This is a genomic window from Neolewinella aquimaris (assembly GCF_014197245.1).
GTDB classification, from domain to species: Bacteria; Bacteroidota; Bacteroidia; order Chitinophagales; family Saprospiraceae; genus Neolewinella; species Neolewinella aquimaris.
Genome location: NZ_JACIFF010000004.1, coordinates 310052 through 325725, shown reverse-complemented (window position 1 = coordinate 325725; position 15674 = coordinate 310052). Strand labels below are relative to the sequence as shown.

General features: G+C 56.0%; 26 protein-coding genes. All 26 read left to right on the top strand.

Annotation, left to right across the window (positions count from 1 at the left end):
- Window positions 1-104: 104 nt before the first annotated feature.
- The 26 genes from GGR28_RS09985 (at window position 105) to rplO (ending at window position 15555) form a co-directional block, all read left to right on the top strand.
- Window positions 105-689, top strand: coding sequence for an HAD family hydrolase (locus GGR28_RS09985; RefSeq protein ID WP_183495639.1), 585 nt, complete (start codon window positions 105-107; stop codon window positions 687-689).
- Between the two features lie 32 nt (window positions 690-721).
- Window positions 722-1684 carry a signal recognition particle-docking protein FtsY gene (gene ftsY, locus GGR28_RS09980; RefSeq protein ID WP_183495638.1) on the top strand — a complete coding sequence of 321 codons (963 nt, stop codon included), beginning with the start codon at window positions 722-724 and terminating at the stop codon, window positions 1682-1684.
- Between the two features lie 212 nt (window positions 1685-1896).
- Window positions 1897-2271 (top strand): 30S ribosomal protein S12, encoded by a 375-nt coding sequence (gene rpsL, locus GGR28_RS09975; RefSeq protein ID WP_183495637.1) that lies wholly within the window; start codon window positions 1897-1899, stop codon window positions 2269-2271.
- A 35-nt stretch (window positions 2272-2306) separates the two neighbouring features.
- Window positions 2307-2783: a 30S ribosomal protein S7 gene (rpsG, locus tag GGR28_RS09970; protein WP_183495636.1), complete on the top strand. Its 477-nt coding sequence runs from the start codon at window positions 2307-2309 to the stop codon at window positions 2781-2783.
- Between the two features lie 49 nt (window positions 2784-2832).
- A complete protein-coding gene (gene fusA, locus GGR28_RS09965) occupies window positions 2833-4965 on the top strand; it encodes an elongation factor G (RefSeq protein ID WP_183495635.1) in 2133 nt (710 codons plus the stop codon).
- Window positions 4966-5057: 92 nt separating this feature from the next.
- Window positions 5058-5366, top strand: a complete 309-nt coding sequence (rpsJ, locus tag GGR28_RS09960) for a 30S ribosomal protein S10 (protein WP_099106033.1) — start codon at window positions 5058-5060, stop codon at window positions 5364-5366.
- Between the two features lie 138 nt (window positions 5367-5504).
- A complete protein-coding gene (gene rplC, locus GGR28_RS09955; RefSeq protein WP_183495634.1) occupies window positions 5505-6125 on the top strand; it encodes a 50S ribosomal protein L3 in 621 nt (206 codons plus the stop codon).
- A 27-nt stretch (window positions 6126-6152) separates the two neighbouring features.
- The gene (rplD, locus tag GGR28_RS09950) at window positions 6153-6806 is read left to right on the top strand and encodes a 50S ribosomal protein L4 (RefSeq protein ID WP_183495633.1); all 654 of its coding nucleotides are present in this window, start codon (window positions 6153-6155) and stop codon (window positions 6804-6806) included.
- Window positions 6799-7095: a 50S ribosomal protein L23 gene (gene rplW / locus GGR28_RS09945; protein WP_183495632.1), complete on the top strand. Its 297-nt coding sequence runs from the start codon at window positions 6799-6801 to the stop codon at window positions 7093-7095. Before rplD ends, rplW begins: the two co-directional genes overlap by 8 nt.
- Before the next feature lie 89 nt (window positions 7096-7184).
- Window positions 7185-8021, top strand: coding sequence for a 50S ribosomal protein L2 (gene rplB / locus GGR28_RS09940; protein ID WP_183495631.1), 837 nt, complete (start codon window positions 7185-7187; stop codon window positions 8019-8021).
- Window positions 8022-8024: 3 nt separating this feature from the next.
- A complete protein-coding gene (gene rpsS, locus GGR28_RS09935; RefSeq protein WP_183495630.1) occupies window positions 8025-8291 on the top strand; it encodes a 30S ribosomal protein S19 in 267 nt (88 codons plus the stop codon).
- A 110-nt stretch (window positions 8292-8401) separates the two neighbouring features.
- Complete coding sequence (gene rplV, locus GGR28_RS09930; protein ID WP_183495629.1) at window positions 8402-8800, top strand: 50S ribosomal protein L22; 399 nt, start codon at window positions 8402-8404, stop codon at window positions 8798-8800.
- Between the two features lie 6 nt (window positions 8801-8806).
- On the top strand, window positions 8807-9568 hold the full coding sequence (rpsC, locus tag GGR28_RS09925) for a 30S ribosomal protein S3 (protein ID WP_183495628.1): 762 nt from the start codon (window positions 8807-8809) through the stop codon (window positions 9566-9568).
- A gap of 281 nt (window positions 9569-9849) precedes the next feature.
- A complete protein-coding gene (gene rplP, locus GGR28_RS09920; protein WP_183495627.1) occupies window positions 9850-10269 on the top strand; it encodes a 50S ribosomal protein L16 in 420 nt (139 codons plus the stop codon).
- A 68-nt stretch (window positions 10270-10337) separates the two neighbouring features.
- Window positions 10338-10598, top strand: coding sequence for a 50S ribosomal protein L29 (gene rpmC / locus GGR28_RS09915; protein WP_183495626.1), 261 nt, complete (start codon window positions 10338-10340; stop codon window positions 10596-10598).
- Between the two features lie 7 nt (window positions 10599-10605).
- On the top strand, window positions 10606-11118 hold the full coding sequence (rpsQ, locus tag GGR28_RS19470) for a 30S ribosomal protein S17 (RefSeq protein ID WP_183495625.1): 513 nt from the start codon (window positions 10606-10608) through the stop codon (window positions 11116-11118).
- 34 nt (window positions 11119-11152) lie between these two features.
- Window positions 11153-11521, top strand: coding sequence for a 50S ribosomal protein L14 (gene rplN / locus GGR28_RS09905; RefSeq protein ID WP_183495624.1), 369 nt, complete (start codon window positions 11153-11155; stop codon window positions 11519-11521).
- 32 nt (window positions 11522-11553) lie between these two features.
- The gene (rplX, locus tag GGR28_RS09900; protein WP_183495623.1) at window positions 11554-11922 is read left to right on the top strand and encodes a 50S ribosomal protein L24; all 369 of its coding nucleotides are present in this window, start codon (window positions 11554-11556) and stop codon (window positions 11920-11922) included.
- Complete coding sequence (gene rplE / locus GGR28_RS09895) at window positions 11922-12485, top strand: 50S ribosomal protein L5 (protein ID WP_183495622.1); 564 nt, start codon at window positions 11922-11924, stop codon at window positions 12483-12485. Before rplX ends, rplE begins: the two co-directional genes overlap by 1 nt.
- Window positions 12485-12754 (top strand): 30S ribosomal protein S14, encoded by a 270-nt coding sequence (gene rpsN / locus GGR28_RS09890; RefSeq protein ID WP_183495621.1) that lies wholly within the window; start codon window positions 12485-12487, stop codon window positions 12752-12754. Before rplE ends, rpsN begins: the two co-directional genes overlap by 1 nt.
- Window positions 12755-12822: 68 nt before the next feature.
- Window positions 12823-13233, top strand: a complete 411-nt coding sequence (rpsH, locus tag GGR28_RS09885; RefSeq protein WP_183495620.1) for a 30S ribosomal protein S8 — start codon at window positions 12823-12825, stop codon at window positions 13231-13233.
- 57 nt (window positions 13234-13290) lie between these two features.
- Window positions 13291-13848, top strand: coding sequence for a 50S ribosomal protein L6 (gene rplF / locus GGR28_RS09880; protein WP_183495619.1), 558 nt, complete (start codon window positions 13291-13293; stop codon window positions 13846-13848).
- A gap of 19 nt (window positions 13849-13867) precedes the next feature.
- On the top strand, window positions 13868-14221 hold the full coding sequence (gene rplR / locus GGR28_RS09875; RefSeq protein ID WP_183495618.1) for a 50S ribosomal protein L18: 354 nt from the start codon (window positions 13868-13870) through the stop codon (window positions 14219-14221).
- 11 nt (window positions 14222-14232) lie between these two features.
- Entirely contained in the window at window positions 14233-14832 is a 600-nt protein-coding gene (gene rpsE, locus GGR28_RS09870; RefSeq protein ID WP_183495617.1) for a 30S ribosomal protein S5, read from the top strand.
- Between the two features lie 37 nt (window positions 14833-14869).
- Window positions 14870-15043 carry a 50S ribosomal protein L30 gene (gene rpmD, locus GGR28_RS09865; protein ID WP_183495616.1) on the top strand — a complete coding sequence of 58 codons (174 nt, stop codon included), beginning with the start codon at window positions 14870-14872 and terminating at the stop codon, window positions 15041-15043.
- Window positions 15044-15108: 65 nt separating this feature from the next.
- Window positions 15109-15555 carry a 50S ribosomal protein L15 gene (gene rplO, locus GGR28_RS09860; protein ID WP_183495615.1) on the top strand — a complete coding sequence of 149 codons (447 nt, stop codon included), beginning with the start codon at window positions 15109-15111 and terminating at the stop codon, window positions 15553-15555.
- Window positions 15556-15674: the final 119 nt, after the last annotated feature.

Sequence of the window (15674 nt, the reverse complement as noted above, 5' to 3'; positions counted from 1 at the left end):
GCATCCGGTCCTTTAGCTTCGTGGTTGTAAATATCTGCCCTTCACTTAGTTAGTGCCTTGCTGACTGCTACCCAACCGCCCTGTCCTACCATCCTAATCACCGCATGATCGATTCTCACCTCCAACTCGCCGTTTTTCGGCTTAACGACATGTGCGTCGGGGTGCAGGAGGGTATGGACCGCTTCCTCAACACCGCTTTCCTGGAAAAAATGCCCGGCGCGGAGGCGGTTTTCTCGTGGCTGGCGAAGCGGGCGGTCAGGATTTGCCTGCTCAGCGATTACGGCCGTTCCGATACGGAAATTATCCTGCGACGGCTCGGTTGGACGGTAGACGAAGGCGGCACCGTACAGCAGGTCATCACCCGGCAGCAGGACCGGGAAAATCCCGTACTCCTCGCCCAGCAGATCGCCGGCATCACCCACCCCCGCCTCAGTTTTTCCGCGCTAGACACCCCCCGCCTGCTTCAGCTTGCTAACCAGGCTCGCGTACACTTCAACCTGGCCGTCTGCAACGGCAGGTCTTCCTACAACGAACTGGCCGTCGCCCCCCACCACGCCATGCTCGATTCCCTGCTGCAGCTGCCCAACTTCGTGCTACAGCACCTTCCCCAACCGGAACTAAGGGCGGGAACGCAGGAGCGGAGGAACATCCCGAGGCTGCACCTTCCCCGGCCGCTGTCAAGGGGGTAAGCCTTACCTTCGCGGCCTCAATTTGTCGCAGTATGAGTTTCTTTAAGAAGTTTTTTACCCCCGAGAAGAAGGAAGACCTAGATAAGGGGCTGGAGAAGACCAAACAGGGCTTCTTCAATAAGATCGGCCGGGCCGTAGCCGGCAAGGACCGGGTAGACGAAGAAGTGCTCGACGAACTGGAAACCGTACTGATCTCCAGCGACGTGGGCCTCGACACCACCATCAAAATCATCGAGCGCATCGAGGCCCGGGTAGCCGAAGACCGTTACCTCAATACCGGCGAGCTCAACGAAATCCTGCGCGATGAGATCGTAAACCTCCTGGCCGAGCAGAACGACCAAGAGATCGACGACTACATCCTGCCCACTACCGAGCGGCCGGCCGTGATCCTTGTCGTCGGCGTAAATGGAGTTGGGAAAACCACCACCATCGGTAAATTGGCCAAGCAGTACCAGAATCGGGGACATAAGGTGGTGCTCGGAGCCGCCGATACCTTCCGCGCCGCCGCCGTCGATCAGCTCGGCATCTGGGCGGAGCGCGTGGGCTGCGACTTCTACTCAAAGGGCATGAATACCGATCCCGCCGCCGTGGCCTACGAAACGGTCAAGTACGCCCAGACCAACAATTGCGACGTAGCCATCATCGACACCGCCGGACGGCTCCACACCAAGTTCAACCTGATGAAGGAGCTCTCCAAGATCAAGCGCTCCGTGACTAAAGCGATGCCCGGTGCGCCCCACCAGGTCCTGCTCGTGCTCGACGCCACTACCGGACAGAATGCCATCGAGCAAGCGAAGGCCTTTACCGAAGCTACGGAGGTCAACGCCCTGGCGCTCACGAAACTCGACGGTACCGCTAAGGGCGGGGTAGCCATCGGAATCACGGACCAATTCCAGGTACCCATCCGCTACATTGGAGTGGGGGAAGCCATCGACCACCTACAGATCTTTAACAAACGGGCGTTCGTGGACAGCCTGTTTGGGGAGACGTTTTGAGAGGGGGGGGAGGATTTTGGATACGCAGCTAGGTCGATGGAGGAGTGATGCATTGCTCTTCCTAATTGCCCTGCACCCGCGCGCCGCCGCAAAATTTGTATACACTTTACCTAAGGCTAGGATTTCCCAAAAGAAAAGGGTACCTTTGTGCTCGCTTTTTCAGGAGGTAGGCCTCTGGTATTTAAAAAGCGTTCGTAAAGCAAAGAAAACGTATGCCTACAATTAATCAATTAGTGCGGAAGGGCCGCAAGCAGATCGTAGAGTCGAGCAAGTCTCGCGCCCTGGATGCCTGTCCGCAGAAGCGTGGCGTGTGTACCCGCGTGTATACCACTACGCCCAAGAAGCCAAACTCCGCCCTGCGGAAGGTGGCTAAAGTGCGTCTTACCAACGGTATCGAGGTGATCGCTTACATCCCCGGTGAAGGACACAACCTCCAGGAACACAGCATCGTGCTGATCCGCGGCGGTCGTGTAAAGGACCTTCCCGGTGTACGCTACACCATCGTGCGTGGAGCCCTGGATACGGCCGGCGTTGCCAACCGTAAGCAGGCCCGTTCCAAGTACGGTGCCAAGCGCCCTAAGAAATAATCCGATTTACGTTTCACCAAAGAAACCGCTGAACAATGCGTAAAAGAAAACCAAAACTCCGGATCGTCACTCCGGACCCTCGCTTCGGCGATACCCTCGTGACCCAATTCGTCAACAACCTGATGTATTCCGGTAAGAAGAGTACGGCCTTTGCTGTCTTCTACGACGCCATGGACATCATCAAGGAACGCGTCTCCAGTGAGGAGATCGACGAGTACGAAGTGTGGAAGCGTGCGATCAACAACGCAATGCCCCAGGTAGAGGTACGCAGCCGCCGCATCGGTGGCGCGACCTTCCAGATCCCCACGGAGATCCGCGGAAAGCGGAAGATGTCAATCGGTATGAAGTGGCTGGTCCGCTTTGCCCGTCAGCGCAGTGGCAAGGGATTTGCCGAGAAGCTCGCCGCCGAACTCCTCGCCGCCAGCCGCAACGAAGGCCTGGCCGTAAAGCGGAAGGAAGAGACCCACAAGATGGCCGAATCCAACCGTGCTTTCGCCCATTATGGACGGTAGAAATTGAACGTCTTCAATTTCAAATTTCAAATTTCAAATATTCCAAGCCATGGCTACGGATCTTAAATACACCAGGAACATCGGTATCGCCGCCCACATTGATGCGGGCAAGACGACCACCACCGAGCGTATCCTTTACTATACTGGCATCTCCCACAAAATCGGTGAAGTTCACGATGGAGCGGCTACCATGGACTGGATGGAGCAGGAGCAGGAGCGGGGCATTACGATTACCTCGGCAGCTACCCACACCAACTGGAAGTGGAAGGACGAGTCTTACGTATTCAACATCATCGATACTCCGGGTCACGTGGATTTCACCGTTGAGGTGAACCGCTCGCTCCGCGTACTCGACGGTCTGGTCTTTCTGTTCTGTGCTGTTTCGGGTGTAGAGCCCCAGTCGGAAACGAACTGGCGCCTGGCCAATAATTATAAAGTACCCCGGATCGGATTCGTCAATAAGATGGACCGCTCGGGTGCCGACTTCTTCAGCGTCGTAAAGGATGTCGAAGAGAAGCTCGGTTCCAAGTCGATCCCCCTGCAGGTGCCCATCGGTGCCGAGGAGCGCTTTAAGGGCGTGGTCGACCTGATCACCATGCAGGCCATCGTGTGGAACGAGGAAGACCAGGGCATGACTTTCGAAGTCATCGACACCCCCGAAGACCTCGTCGACACCGTGAACGAATGGCGCGAGAAACTCCTCGAAGCCGTTGCCGAATACGACGAAAGCCTGCTAGAGAAGTACTTCGAGGATCCGGAAAGCATCAGCGTAGAGGAGGTCCGTAAGGCCGTTCGCGACGCCGTTATGGATGCGGCCTTCGTACCCATGATGTGCGGTTCCGCCTTCAAGAACAAGGGAGTTCAGGCCGTACTCGATGCGGTTTGTGCTTACCTGCCCAGCCCGATGGACGTTCCCCCGATCAAAGGAACCGATCCCGACGATGAGGAGAAGATACTCGAGCGCAAGGCTTCGGTTGACGAGCCCTTCGCCGCACTGGCCTTCAAGATTGCTACGGACCCCTTCGTAGGTCGCCTCGCCTTCATGCGGGTGTACTCCGGTCGCCTGGATGCAGGATCTTACGTCAAGAATACCCGCAGCGGTAACAAGGAGCGCATTTCCCGTCTTTACCAGATGCACGCCAACAAGCAGGAAAGCATCAGCAAGGTGGAAGCGGGCGACATCGCCGCAGCCGTTGGATTCAAAGACATCCGTACCGGTGATACCCTGTGCGACGAGAGCAATCCCATCGTACTGGAATCCATGGTCTTCCCCGATCCCGTTATCGGAGTTGCCGTAGAGCCCAAGACGCAGAAGGACATCGATAAGCTCGGTATGGCCCTCGGTAAGCTTGCCGAAGAGGACCCGACCTTCCAGGTCAAGTACGACGAAGACACCAACCAGACCGTCATTAGCGGTATGGGCGAGCTTCACCTCGAGATCATCGTCGATCGCCTTAAGCGCGAGTTCAAAGTCGAGGCCAACGTAGGTGCACCCCAGGTGAACTACAAAGAGGCCCTCTTCAACACCGTTACTCACCGCGAGCGGCTCAAGAAGCAGTCGGGTGGTTCCGGTCTGTTTGCTGACATGAGCTTCGATCTCGGCCCCGCCGACGAGGAATTCCTGGAGAGCGAAGACTTCAAGAGCGGTAAGGAGAACCTGCAGTTTGTATGGGACATCGTCGGTGGATCCATCGATAAGAACTACCAGAAGCCCATCCGCGACGGATTCAAGTCGATGATGAAGAACGGCGTTCTGGCCGGCTACAACATCGACAGCATGAAGGTGCGGGTGTTTGACGGTGCGATGCACTCGGTCGACTCCAAGCCCATCGCCTTCGAGCTTTGTGCGAAGGAAGGCTTCAAGGCTGCCGCCAACCAGGCTCAGCCCAAGTTGCTCGAACCGATCATGAACGTGGTCATCACTACGCCGGAGGAATACACCGGTAACGTGATCGGTGACCTCAACCGTCGCCGTGGCCTGCCTAAGGGACAGAACCCGGTTGCCGGTGGAGCAGTGAAGATCACCGCCGACGTGCCGCTGAGCGAAATGTTTGGCTACGTAACCGACCTCCGCACGATCACTTCCGGACGCGCCAGCTCCAGCATGACCTTCAGCCACTACAACGAGGCTCCCTCGGGCGTAGCGAAGGAGATCATCGCCAAGGCCCGCGGCGAAGCTTAAATTAGTACAACCCGCTGTCGGAACGCCGGCGGCATCCTGGATCGGAGGAGGCCAACCTCCTCCGATCCTCCATCCTTGAAATCAAATCTGGCATGAATCAGAAAATTCGCATTAAGCTGCGTTCTTACGATCATAACCTGGTGGACAAGTCCACCGAGAAGATCGTCAAGACCGTCAAAAACAGTGGGGCCATCGTAACCGGTCCGATTCCGCTGCCCACCGAGAAAGATATTTACACCGTTCTGCGCTCGCCGCACGTAAATAAGAAATCCCGGGAGCAGTTTCAGTTGCGCACCCACAAGCGCCTCATCGAAATTTATACCCCCAACCAGAAGACGGTTGACGCCCTGGCGAAGCTGGAGCTACCTAGTGGGGTAGACATTCAGGTGAAGCTGACCTAGTACACTATTGTCGTCTGACATTGGTTTTGGGCTCCGGCCCACTAGGTTACATCTATTGATTAACTGCTCCCATTCACAGCGAATCGGGGGCATACCGCCCGCTCTCCAATAAAGGGGAAGGCGGAAAAATTTAGACCCATGAACGGTATAATTGGTAAAAAAGTCGGGATGACCTCCATCTTCGACGACGCAGGTCGTAACGTGGCCTGTACGGTCATTGAGGCCGGTCCCTGTGTGGTTACCCAGGTCAAGACCGACGATACGGATCAATATAACGCCCTTCAGCTCGCCTACGGTGAGAAAAAAGAGAAGAGCAGCAGCCGCCAGTTGGTCGGCCACTTCAAAGCGGCGGGCGTAGGTCCCAAGACCGACGTGATCGAGTTCCGCGATATGAACCTGGCCAAGGCCCTGGGTGATACGGTGACCGTTGACGAAGTATTCGTCGAAGGTGACCTCTGCGCCGCAGTAGGTACCAGTAAAGGCAAGGGCTTTCAGGGCGTAGTAAAGCGTCACAACTTTAAGGGTGTGAACGATGCTACCCACGGTCAGCACAACCGCCAGCGTGCCCCGGGTTCGATCGGTGCCGCCAGCTACCCCGCCCGTGTATTTAAGGGCATGCGGATGGCCGGTCGCGACGGCGGCGGACGGGTGACCGTAAAGAACCTTCGTGTTCTCCGCGTATTTCCCGAGCGCAACCTGATCCTCGTTAAGGGTGCCGTTCCCGGCCCCAAGGGTGGAACCGTAATTCTTCACAAGTAAGGCGCCCCGCCACTAAAATAAATAGAAATGAAACTACAAGTTCATAGCGCAACGGGTGCCGAAACAGGCCGCGAAGTAGAACTGCCCGACAACATCTTCGGCGTAGAGCCCAACGAGCACGCCGTTTATCTCGCCGTAAAGTCTTACCTCGCCGCTCAGCGCCAGGGTACGCACAAGGCCAAGGAACGCGGCGAGATCGCCGGTTCAACCAAAAAACTGCATAAGCAGAAGGGTACCGGTGGATCACGGAAAGGTGACATCAAGAACCCGCTTTTCCGTAGTGGTGGACGGATCTTCGGTCCCCGCCCCCGTACCTACAGCATCAAGCTCAATAAGAAGGTCAAGCTTTCCGCCCGTGCATCTGCCCTGTCCGCCAAGGCGACTGCCGGTAAGATCATGCTCGTAGAGGACCTCAAGTTCGACGCGCCCAAGACCAAGGACTTCGTGAGCTTCCTCGATGCAGTGAAGGCCAACGAAGGAAAGGTTCTGCTGATCACCGCGGAGAACGACGCAAACGTCTTCCGTAGCGGACGCAACCTGCCCAACAGCACCATCGTTAGCGCCGGTGCTTTAAATACCTACGAAGTGATGCGTGCCGGTACGGTGCTGATCGCCGAAGGAGCAATTGAAAAACTTAAGGAGCAGTTCGCTGCCCACGAAACCACAACGACCAATGGCTAAGACAATCCTCATCAAGTCGGTAGTTTCGGAAAAGGCCGAGCTACTCAGTGAAAACAAGACGCAGTACACCTTCGTGGTGAACAAGACTGCCAACAAGATCGAAGTTCGCAATGCCATCGAAGCACGCTACGGCGTAACCGTAGATAGTGTAAATACGATGAACATGCCGAGCAAGAGCAAAAACAGATCGACCAAGTCGGGCGTGATCCGCGGTCGGGTAGCTGGCTTCAAAAAGGCCATCATTACCCTGATCGAAGGAGATACCCTCGACCTGTATAACGAAATTTAAAGAACCCTGGTAAGTGGGGAGCAGCGGGCCAGGGTCGATCTGGGCTAACGTCTTTATGCTCCGAGATTTACCGGACAACCAGTGCAATAATGCCAATTAAGAAGTTTAAGCCGGTTTCCGCCGGATCTCGCTTTCACGTAGGTAACAAGTTTACCGAACTGACGGGCGATAAGCCGGAGAAGAGCCTGCTGGCCCCCGTGAAGCGTACGGGTGGCCGTAACAAGACCGGTAAGATGACCGTCCGCCAGCGTGGTGGTGGTCACAAGCGCCGCTACCGCGTCGTCGATTTCCGCCGCGAGAAGGACGGAATCCGCGCCGAGGTCAAGACCATCGAGTACGACCCCAACCGTACCGCATTCATCGCCCTGGTGGAGTACACCGATGGGGAGAAGCGTTACATCATTGCTCCCCAGGGACTTACCGTAGGCGATACCATCGTCAGCGGTGCTGATGCTACGCCGGACGTCGGGAACTGCATGCTGCTGGGCGATGTGCCCCTCGGTTCGCAGATCCACTCCATCGAACTGCAGCCCGGTAAGGGTGCCGCGCTAGCGCGTTCCGCCGGAACCAACGGCGTACTGATGGGTAAGGAGGGCCGATTCGTATCGGTTAAGTTGCCCAGCGGTGAAGTTCGTCGTATCTTAAAAACCTGCCGTGCCGTAATCGGTGCCACCTCGAATCCGGATCACGCCCTTACGGTCGCCGGAAAAGCGGGTCGCAAGCGTTGGCTCGGTCGCCGCCCCCGCGTTCGTGGTGTGGCAATGAACCCCGTCGATCACCCCATGGGTGGTGGTGAGGGTCGCGCCTCCGGCGGACACCCCCGTTCACGCACCGGTATTATGGCAAAAGGCCAGAAGACCCGTAACGTGAATAAGGCCAGCAACAAAATGATCATCAGCCGTCGCAAGACCAAGAACAAGAAATAAACTATGGCACGTTCGCTTAAGAAAGGACCCTACGTTTTCCACAAGCTTTACGACAAGATCGTTAAATCGCAGGAAGGCGGCCGCAAGAGCATGATCAAAACCTGGTCACGCGCTTCCATGATCGTTCCCGACATGGTAGGTCTAACCATCGCCGTACACAACGGCAAGACGCACGTACCCGTGTACGTCACGGAGAACATGGTCGGTCACAAGCTCGGTGAGTTTGCTCCTACCCGTTCGTTCCGCGGACACGGTGGCAAGAAGAAGTAATTGGTCGTTCGCAGGGACGATCACAACACAATCCGAGTGAAGGAAGAGTAGGTCCTCGCCCCCCGTGGCCCGGCTTACTAACCCGTTCCCTCATAATTTTATCCAATATAATGGAAGCAACAGCAAGTTTAAATAGCATTCCGATGTCGGTCCGTAAGATGCGGCTCGTCGTCGACCTGATCCGCGGAAAGCGGGTAGGGGAGGCGCTCGGCATCCTCGAGTACAGCAAGCAGGAAGCGGCTATCTGGTTGAAGAAGAACCTTCTTTCGGCCGTCGCCAACTGGGAGTTTAAGACCGACGGTCTGGAAAGTGCCGACGAGTACGATCTTTTCATCAGCGAGGCCTTCGCCGATTCCGGTGCCCAGATCAAGCGGTTCCGTCCGGCACCCCACGGTCGTGCACACCGTATCCGGAAGCACAGCTGCCACATCACCCTCAAGGTCAGTAATAAGACGCCGCTTCCGAGCGAACGTGTCACTGCAACCGAATCCGAAACCGTCCAAGCATAACTAACCATGGGTCAAAAGACTAATCCAATTGGTAACCGACTCGGTTACATTCGCGGCTGGGACAGCAACTGGTTCGCCGATAAAGACTACGCCTCCAACGTCATCGAAGACGAGAAGCTGCGTACCTACCTCCAAACTCGTATCAACAAGGGTGGAATTGCTCGCATCATCATCGAGCGTACCCTCAAGCGGGTAACCCTGACCATTCACACTTCCCGCCCCGGTATCATCATTGGTAAGGGAGGTAAGGAGATCGATCAGATCCGTGAAGAACTTCGTCGCCTGACGGATAAGGACGTACAGATCAACATCATCGAGATCCGCAAGCCGGAGCTCGACGCCAACATCGTAGCCGAATCCGTAGCCAATCAGATCGAAGCCCGGATCAACTACCGTCGTGCCATCAAGACCAGTATCGCTTCGACAATGCGGGCCGGTGCCGAGGGAATCAAGATTCGCATCTCCGGTCGCCTCAACGGATCGGACATGAGCCGCACCGAAGAGTACAAGGAAGGACGTACACCGCTACACACCTTCCGGGCAGATATCGATTACGCCCACAAAGAAGCCCATACGGTCTACGGACGCATCGGCATCAAAGTGTGGCTCTGTAAGGGTGAGGTACTCGGTAAGCGGGACCTGAACCCCAACGCCGGCCTGGCAACCAAGGGCGACCGTGACGACCGTGGTGGTCGCGATCGCGGAGGATCCGACCGGGGTGGCCGTGGTGGCAACCGCCGTGGTGGCGGGGGCGGCGGTCGTCGCTAGTCTCTACCCGAAGCTTTACTGCCGGTACGCCTTCCAGCTCGGGATGCGTACGAACACCGGCCGACTTAACCGCCATCTGGCGAGAACAACCGAACCGGAGACCATCAGAATAGCCTTCTGCGCTGGTTTCTAATCCCGAAAAGCAGGGTAGCACTGGGCGGATAGCGCCATTGCTACCTTGCTTTACTTTGCTCCGAATAAAAGGAGCGTTATCCTTTCCCATGTCGGGGCAAAAGCGTACCTTTGCCCCGCTCTACGGGAGCCCTCTTAAACTTTGCATCATGTTACAGCCGAAAAGAACGAAATACCGCAAGCAGCAAAAAGGTCGCAACACCGGTCTTGCTGGTCGTGGTAACTTGGTTTCCTTTGGAAGTTTTGGACTCAAGAGCCTGGACGCCGGACGGATTACCAACCGGCAGATAGAAGCCGCGCGTATCGCCATGACCCGTCATATGAAACGTGAGGGTAAGGTGTGGATCCGTATTTTTCCCGATAAGCCGATCACCAGCAAGCCGCTGGAAGTGCGTATGGGTAAGGGTAAGGGCGCACTCGACCACTGGGTCGCTCAGGTACAACCGGGTCGCGTACTGTTCGAACTTGACGGGGTAACCCGGGAAGTGGCGGAAGAGGCGCTGCGGCTGGCTGCACAGAAGCTTCCGGTATTGACCAAAACGATCACCCGGGTAGACTACCAGGGGTAATCACTTTATAAACAAAAAAGCTAAATCTGCTCCCGATAGCTGTCGGGACGTGGCACAATCAGATTCTGATGGCGAGTAATAAAACCTTAGAACTGCGGGATGTCTCCGACGCCGATCTGCAAGATCAGCTCAACGAGTCTACCGCCAGCTTCGAAAAGATGAAGTTCGATCACACCGTAAACGGTATCGAGAATCCGCTGCAACTGCGCACCGTGCGTCGTGACATTGCCCGGATCAAAACGGAAGTTCGCCGCCGCGAACTCGCCCAGCTTCCCGCAGAAGCCCTCGCAAAACGTGATGACATTCGCCGCCGCCGCCGCAAAAAGTAACTGAAAGATGAGCAACGAGGAAAAGAATACCCCGGAACAGGAGCAGACCCAGGAAGATCAGGGCGGCCTTCTCAACAAGATTACCCACGCCGTGGATGAGGCGATCGATACTGCGGCGAGTGCCGTAGAATCCGTTACCGGTTCCGGAGAGGATGCCAAAGAAGCATCGCCTTCGACGGTAGACACTGCACCTGCGTCCGCGCCCAAGAAACAAGCTGCCGCAAAGCCATCGGCCTCCAAAGGAGACGAGGAGACGGCAACGAAGAGCGGCCGCAACGAGCGCAAAACGCGTGACGGGGTAGTGGTGAGCAATAAGATGGATAAGACCATCAGCGTAGCCATCGAGCGGCGCCTGCAGCACCCCATTTACGGCAAGTACGTAAAGAAAACCAAGAAGTTAATCGCTCATGACGAGAGCAACGTTTGCCAGATCGGCGACCTCGTTCGCATCATGGAGTGTCGGCCCCTGAGCCGCCGCAAGCGCTGGCGTCTGATCTCCGTACTGGAGCAGGCGAAGTAATCCCAATCGTAAACGGCATAAAAAATAATTTGTCATGATCCAACAGGAATCACGTTTGCGCGTAGCCGATAACAGCGGAGCCAAGGAAGTACTCTGTATTCGGGTATTGGGAGGCTCTAAGCGGCGCTACGCCTCCATCGGCGACCAAATCGTCGTCAGCGTAAAGGAAGCCTCTCCCGGAGGCAACGTCAAGAAAGGCTCGGTGTCCCGCGCCGTTGTCGTTCGTACCAAAAAAGAAGTCCGTCGTAAGGATGGATCCTACATCCGCTTCGACGACAATGCGGTAGTACTGCTGAATGCAGCGGAAGAACCCCGTGGTACCCGCATCTTCGGCCCCGTTGCCCGTGAGCTGCGCGACCGCGACTACATGAAAATCGTTTCACTGGCTCCCGAGGTGCTTTAACCCTCTGTAAAGAGGCAATAAATCAATTAGCAATGGCTAACAAGACCTATAAAGACAAGCAGAAGCGTCACACGCCGAAGCTCAAAATCAAGAAGGGCGATCGGGTAGTGGTGATCAGCGGTGCATACCGCGACCGGACCGTGGCCCGCGAGGTGCTCGAAGTATATCCCGCGGAGAACCGTGCACTGGTTGATGGCGTGAACATTCGCAAGAAGCACCAGAAGCCGACCGAAGAAGCCGCTGGCGGCATCGTCGATAAGGCTGCCCCTATCCACATCAGCAACCTCATGCTCGTCGACCCGTCCGTAGATGAAGTGACCCCAACCCGCGTCGGCCGCAAAGCCGATGAGAATGGTAAGCTGCAGCGGTACGGTAAGCGTAACGATAATATCATAGCATAATGAGCTACACACCAAGACTAAAGAAGAAGTACGACGATGAGGTGCGTTCCAAGCTGCAGGAGCAGTTCGGGTACAAATCCCCGATGGAAGTCCCCCGTCTGCTGAAGATTGCGATCAACCAGGGCGTCGGTAAGGGCACCCAGGACCGCAAACTCGTCGAGAACGCCGTCAAGGAAATGACCCTGGTTGCCGGCCAGCAGGCCGTTACGACCAAATCCAAGAAATCCGTATCGAACTTCAAACTTCGTGACGGCATGGCCATCGGTGCCAAGGTGACGCTACGGCGCGAGAAGATGTACGATTTTCTCGACCGTCTGATTTCCACCGCCCTTCCCCGGGTGCGTGACTTCCGCGGCATCAACGACAAGAGCTTCGACGGCCGTGGCAACTACACCATGGGCGTAACCGAGCAGATCATCTTCCCCGAGATCAGCCTGGACGACGTGGCCAACATTACCGGATACGACATCACCTTCGTAACCAGCGCCAAGACCGATGCCGAAGCACTGGCGTTGCTGAAGGAGCTCGGACTTCCGTTCAAGAACCAAAATCAAAACGACTAATGGCTCGTAAATCACTGATTGCCCGCGAACGCAAGCGGGAGCGCATGGTCGCCAAGTACGCCGACAAGCGTGCCGCGCTAAAGGCCGCCGGAGAATGGGAAGAGCTGGATAAGCTGCCCCGCAACTCCAACCCCATTCGCCTGCACAACCGTTGCGGACTCACCGGTCGCCCCAAGGGCTACATGCGTAAGTTCGGTCTGTGTCGTGTGAAGTTCCGCGAGATGGCCCTCGACGGCAAGATCCCCGGTGTGCGTAAGGCATCCTGGTAAACCAATAATTTTAACAGCCCCGGAAGTTCCGCCATACGGAAAACCACAGGGCGCAATCGCTTTTACTTATGGCAGTTACCGATCCCATTGCCGATTACCTTACCCGCATCCGCAACGCACAGATTGCCGGACACCGGGTGGTGACCATCCCCGCATCCCGCACCAAGAAGCGCATCACCGAAATTCTTTACGACCAGGGTTTCATCCTGAAGTACAAGTTTGACGACGAAGCCGGTAAGGGCAAGCAGGGCGAGATCTCCATCGCACTGAAGTACGAACGGGAAACTAAGCGCCCCGTCATCCGCAAACTGATTCGGGTATCGAAGCCCGGCCTGCGTCAGTACGCCAAGTCGGATGCCATGCCCCGCGTGATCAACGGACTGGGTATTGCCATCGTCTCCACCAGCCACGGTGTGATGACGGGTCGTCAGGCTACCGAGCAAAAAGTAGGTGGCGAAGTGCTGGCTTACGTATACTAATCGAATAGAATCACTCTGCAGGGGGGCGAGTACTCCCCGTAAGATCAATTATTTATTATGTCTAGAATTGGCAAAAATCCGGTCGACCTTCCTTCGGGAGTCACCGTCACCGTGAGCAAGGGAAACCTGGTTACGGTAAAGGGCCCCAAAGGTCAACTCACGCAGCAGGTCGATCCCGATATGGGGATCGAGGTAAAGGAATCGGAAATTCAAGTGACCCGTCCGACCGACAGCAAGCGTCACCGGAGTTTTCACGGCCTCTACCGTTCACTGGTCGCTAACATGATCGAAGGAGTGACCAATGGTTATTCCCTTACCCTGGAGGTGATCGGAGTTGGTTACCGTGCGGAGAATAAGGGCAACCTGCTCATTCTCACCCTCGGTTACTCTCACCCCATCTACTTTGCCGTTCCTGCGGAAGTAAGCGTCGAGACCGTAAGCGCGAAGGGTAAGAACCCGATCATCTCGCTGAAGAGCATGGACAAGCAGCTTATCGGCCAGGTAGCCGCTAAGATCCGTAGCCTGCGGAAGCCGGAACCCTACAAAGGAAAGGGTATTCGCTTCGAAGGGGAAACCATCCGTCGTAAAGCAGGTAAGACCGCCGCTAAGAAGTAGTAGGCCAAAAGAAAAAGCAATGCAACTAACGAAACTCAAGCGGCGCAAGCGTATTCACTCGCGCGTTCGCAAAAAAATCCAGGGTACGGCCGAAAAGCCCCGCCTGAACGTTTTCCGGTCCAATCGGTACATCTACGCTCAACTCGTAGACGACGTCAACGGCAATACGCTGGCCAGTGCGTCCAGCTTTGAAGCCGGTATCGCTAACGATGGCAGCAAGGCCGATCAGTCGAAGGCAGTAGGTCAACTTCTTGCCGAGCGGGCAAAGGCCGCCGGCATCGAGCGCGCCCTGTTTGATCGCGGTGGCTATTTGTATCACGGTCGGGTGAAGTCACTCGCTGAAGGTGCCCGCGAGGGTGGCCTGAACCTTTAAAATAAGCTCTAATGGCTGATAATAGAAACAACAGCGGCGGCGGCAGCAGCAGCGGCGGCAACAACCGCAACAGCAATCGTCGTGATTCACGTGATAACCGGGGTCGCAACAACCGGGGCGACCAGCACGAATCCGATCTGAAGGAAAAGATGGTAGCCCTTAACCGGGTTTCCAAGGTTACCAAGGGTGGACGTACGTTCACCTTCGCCGCCATCGTGGTGGTAGGTGACGGAAAAGGGAAGGTCGGACACGGCATGGGCAAGGCCCGTGACATCTCCGAAGCCATCCAGAAGGCCACCGATGTTGCCCGCAAGAGCATGATCAAGGTGCCCCTGTACAAAGGGACCATTCCCCACGAACAGCTGGGTAAGTACGGTGCCGGTAAGGTGCTGCTGAAGCCCGCCAGCGAGGGTACCGGTGTAATTGCCGGAGGAGCCATGCGCGCCGTTCTCGATATTGCCGGGGTACACAACGTACTGGCTAAGTCACAGGGATCTTCGAACCCCCACAACGTGATCAAGGCGACGATCGATGCCCTGCAAAAGCTGCGTAGCCCGCAGACAATCGCCAAGCAACGCGGAATCTCCATGGAGAAACTCTTCGAAGGCTAATCTAAGCTAACCCGCCCCCGGGCGCAAACCATGTACCATGGCAAAGATTAAAATTACCCAAGTCAAAAGTGTTATCGACCGGCCTAAGAGCCAGAAGGACACCATCAAGGCGCTTGGTATCAAAAAAATGAACCAGACCGTAGAGCGGGAAGACACCCCCGTGATCCGTGGAATGGTAAATAAAGTCATTCACCTAGTCACAGTAGAGTAGGTAAAGCGGTCTACACCGGTAGCGGCTTACCGCCAGGTATCGGAGTCGATCTAAAATACGAATCAATGGAACTCAATAATCTCAAGCCCGCCGCCGGCTCCACCAAATCGGGCAAGCGCATTGCCCGCGGACAAGGGTCCGGAAGGGGTGGTACCTCGACCCGTGGCCACAAAGGTGCCAAGTCGCGGAGTGGATACAAGAGCAAGCGTAATTTTGAAGGTGGCCAGATGCCCCTCCAGATGCGTCTTCCGAAGCGTGGATTTAACAGCCCGAATCGCGTAGAATACGTAGCTTTGAATCTAGAGCACCTGCAGGCGCTTAGCGAGAAGCACAACCTTACCGAAATTACTCCAACGGCCCTCTATGATGCCGGCATCGTCAAGAAGAACGACCGCATCAAAATTCTGGGTAACGGTGAGCTTACTTCCGGTCTGACCATCACCGCTCACGCCGCAAGCGCATCCGCTAAGGAGGCCATTGAGAAGGCGGGCGGTAGCCTTACCCTCGCCTAATTCTGCACTGACCACCGGGCGGATAACGATTTATTCATGAATACGGAGGTACCATCGGTATCCCGTATTCTGTTTAGGTTTTAATCTTTGCCGCCCAACCTATTCGGCGAATCAATAAA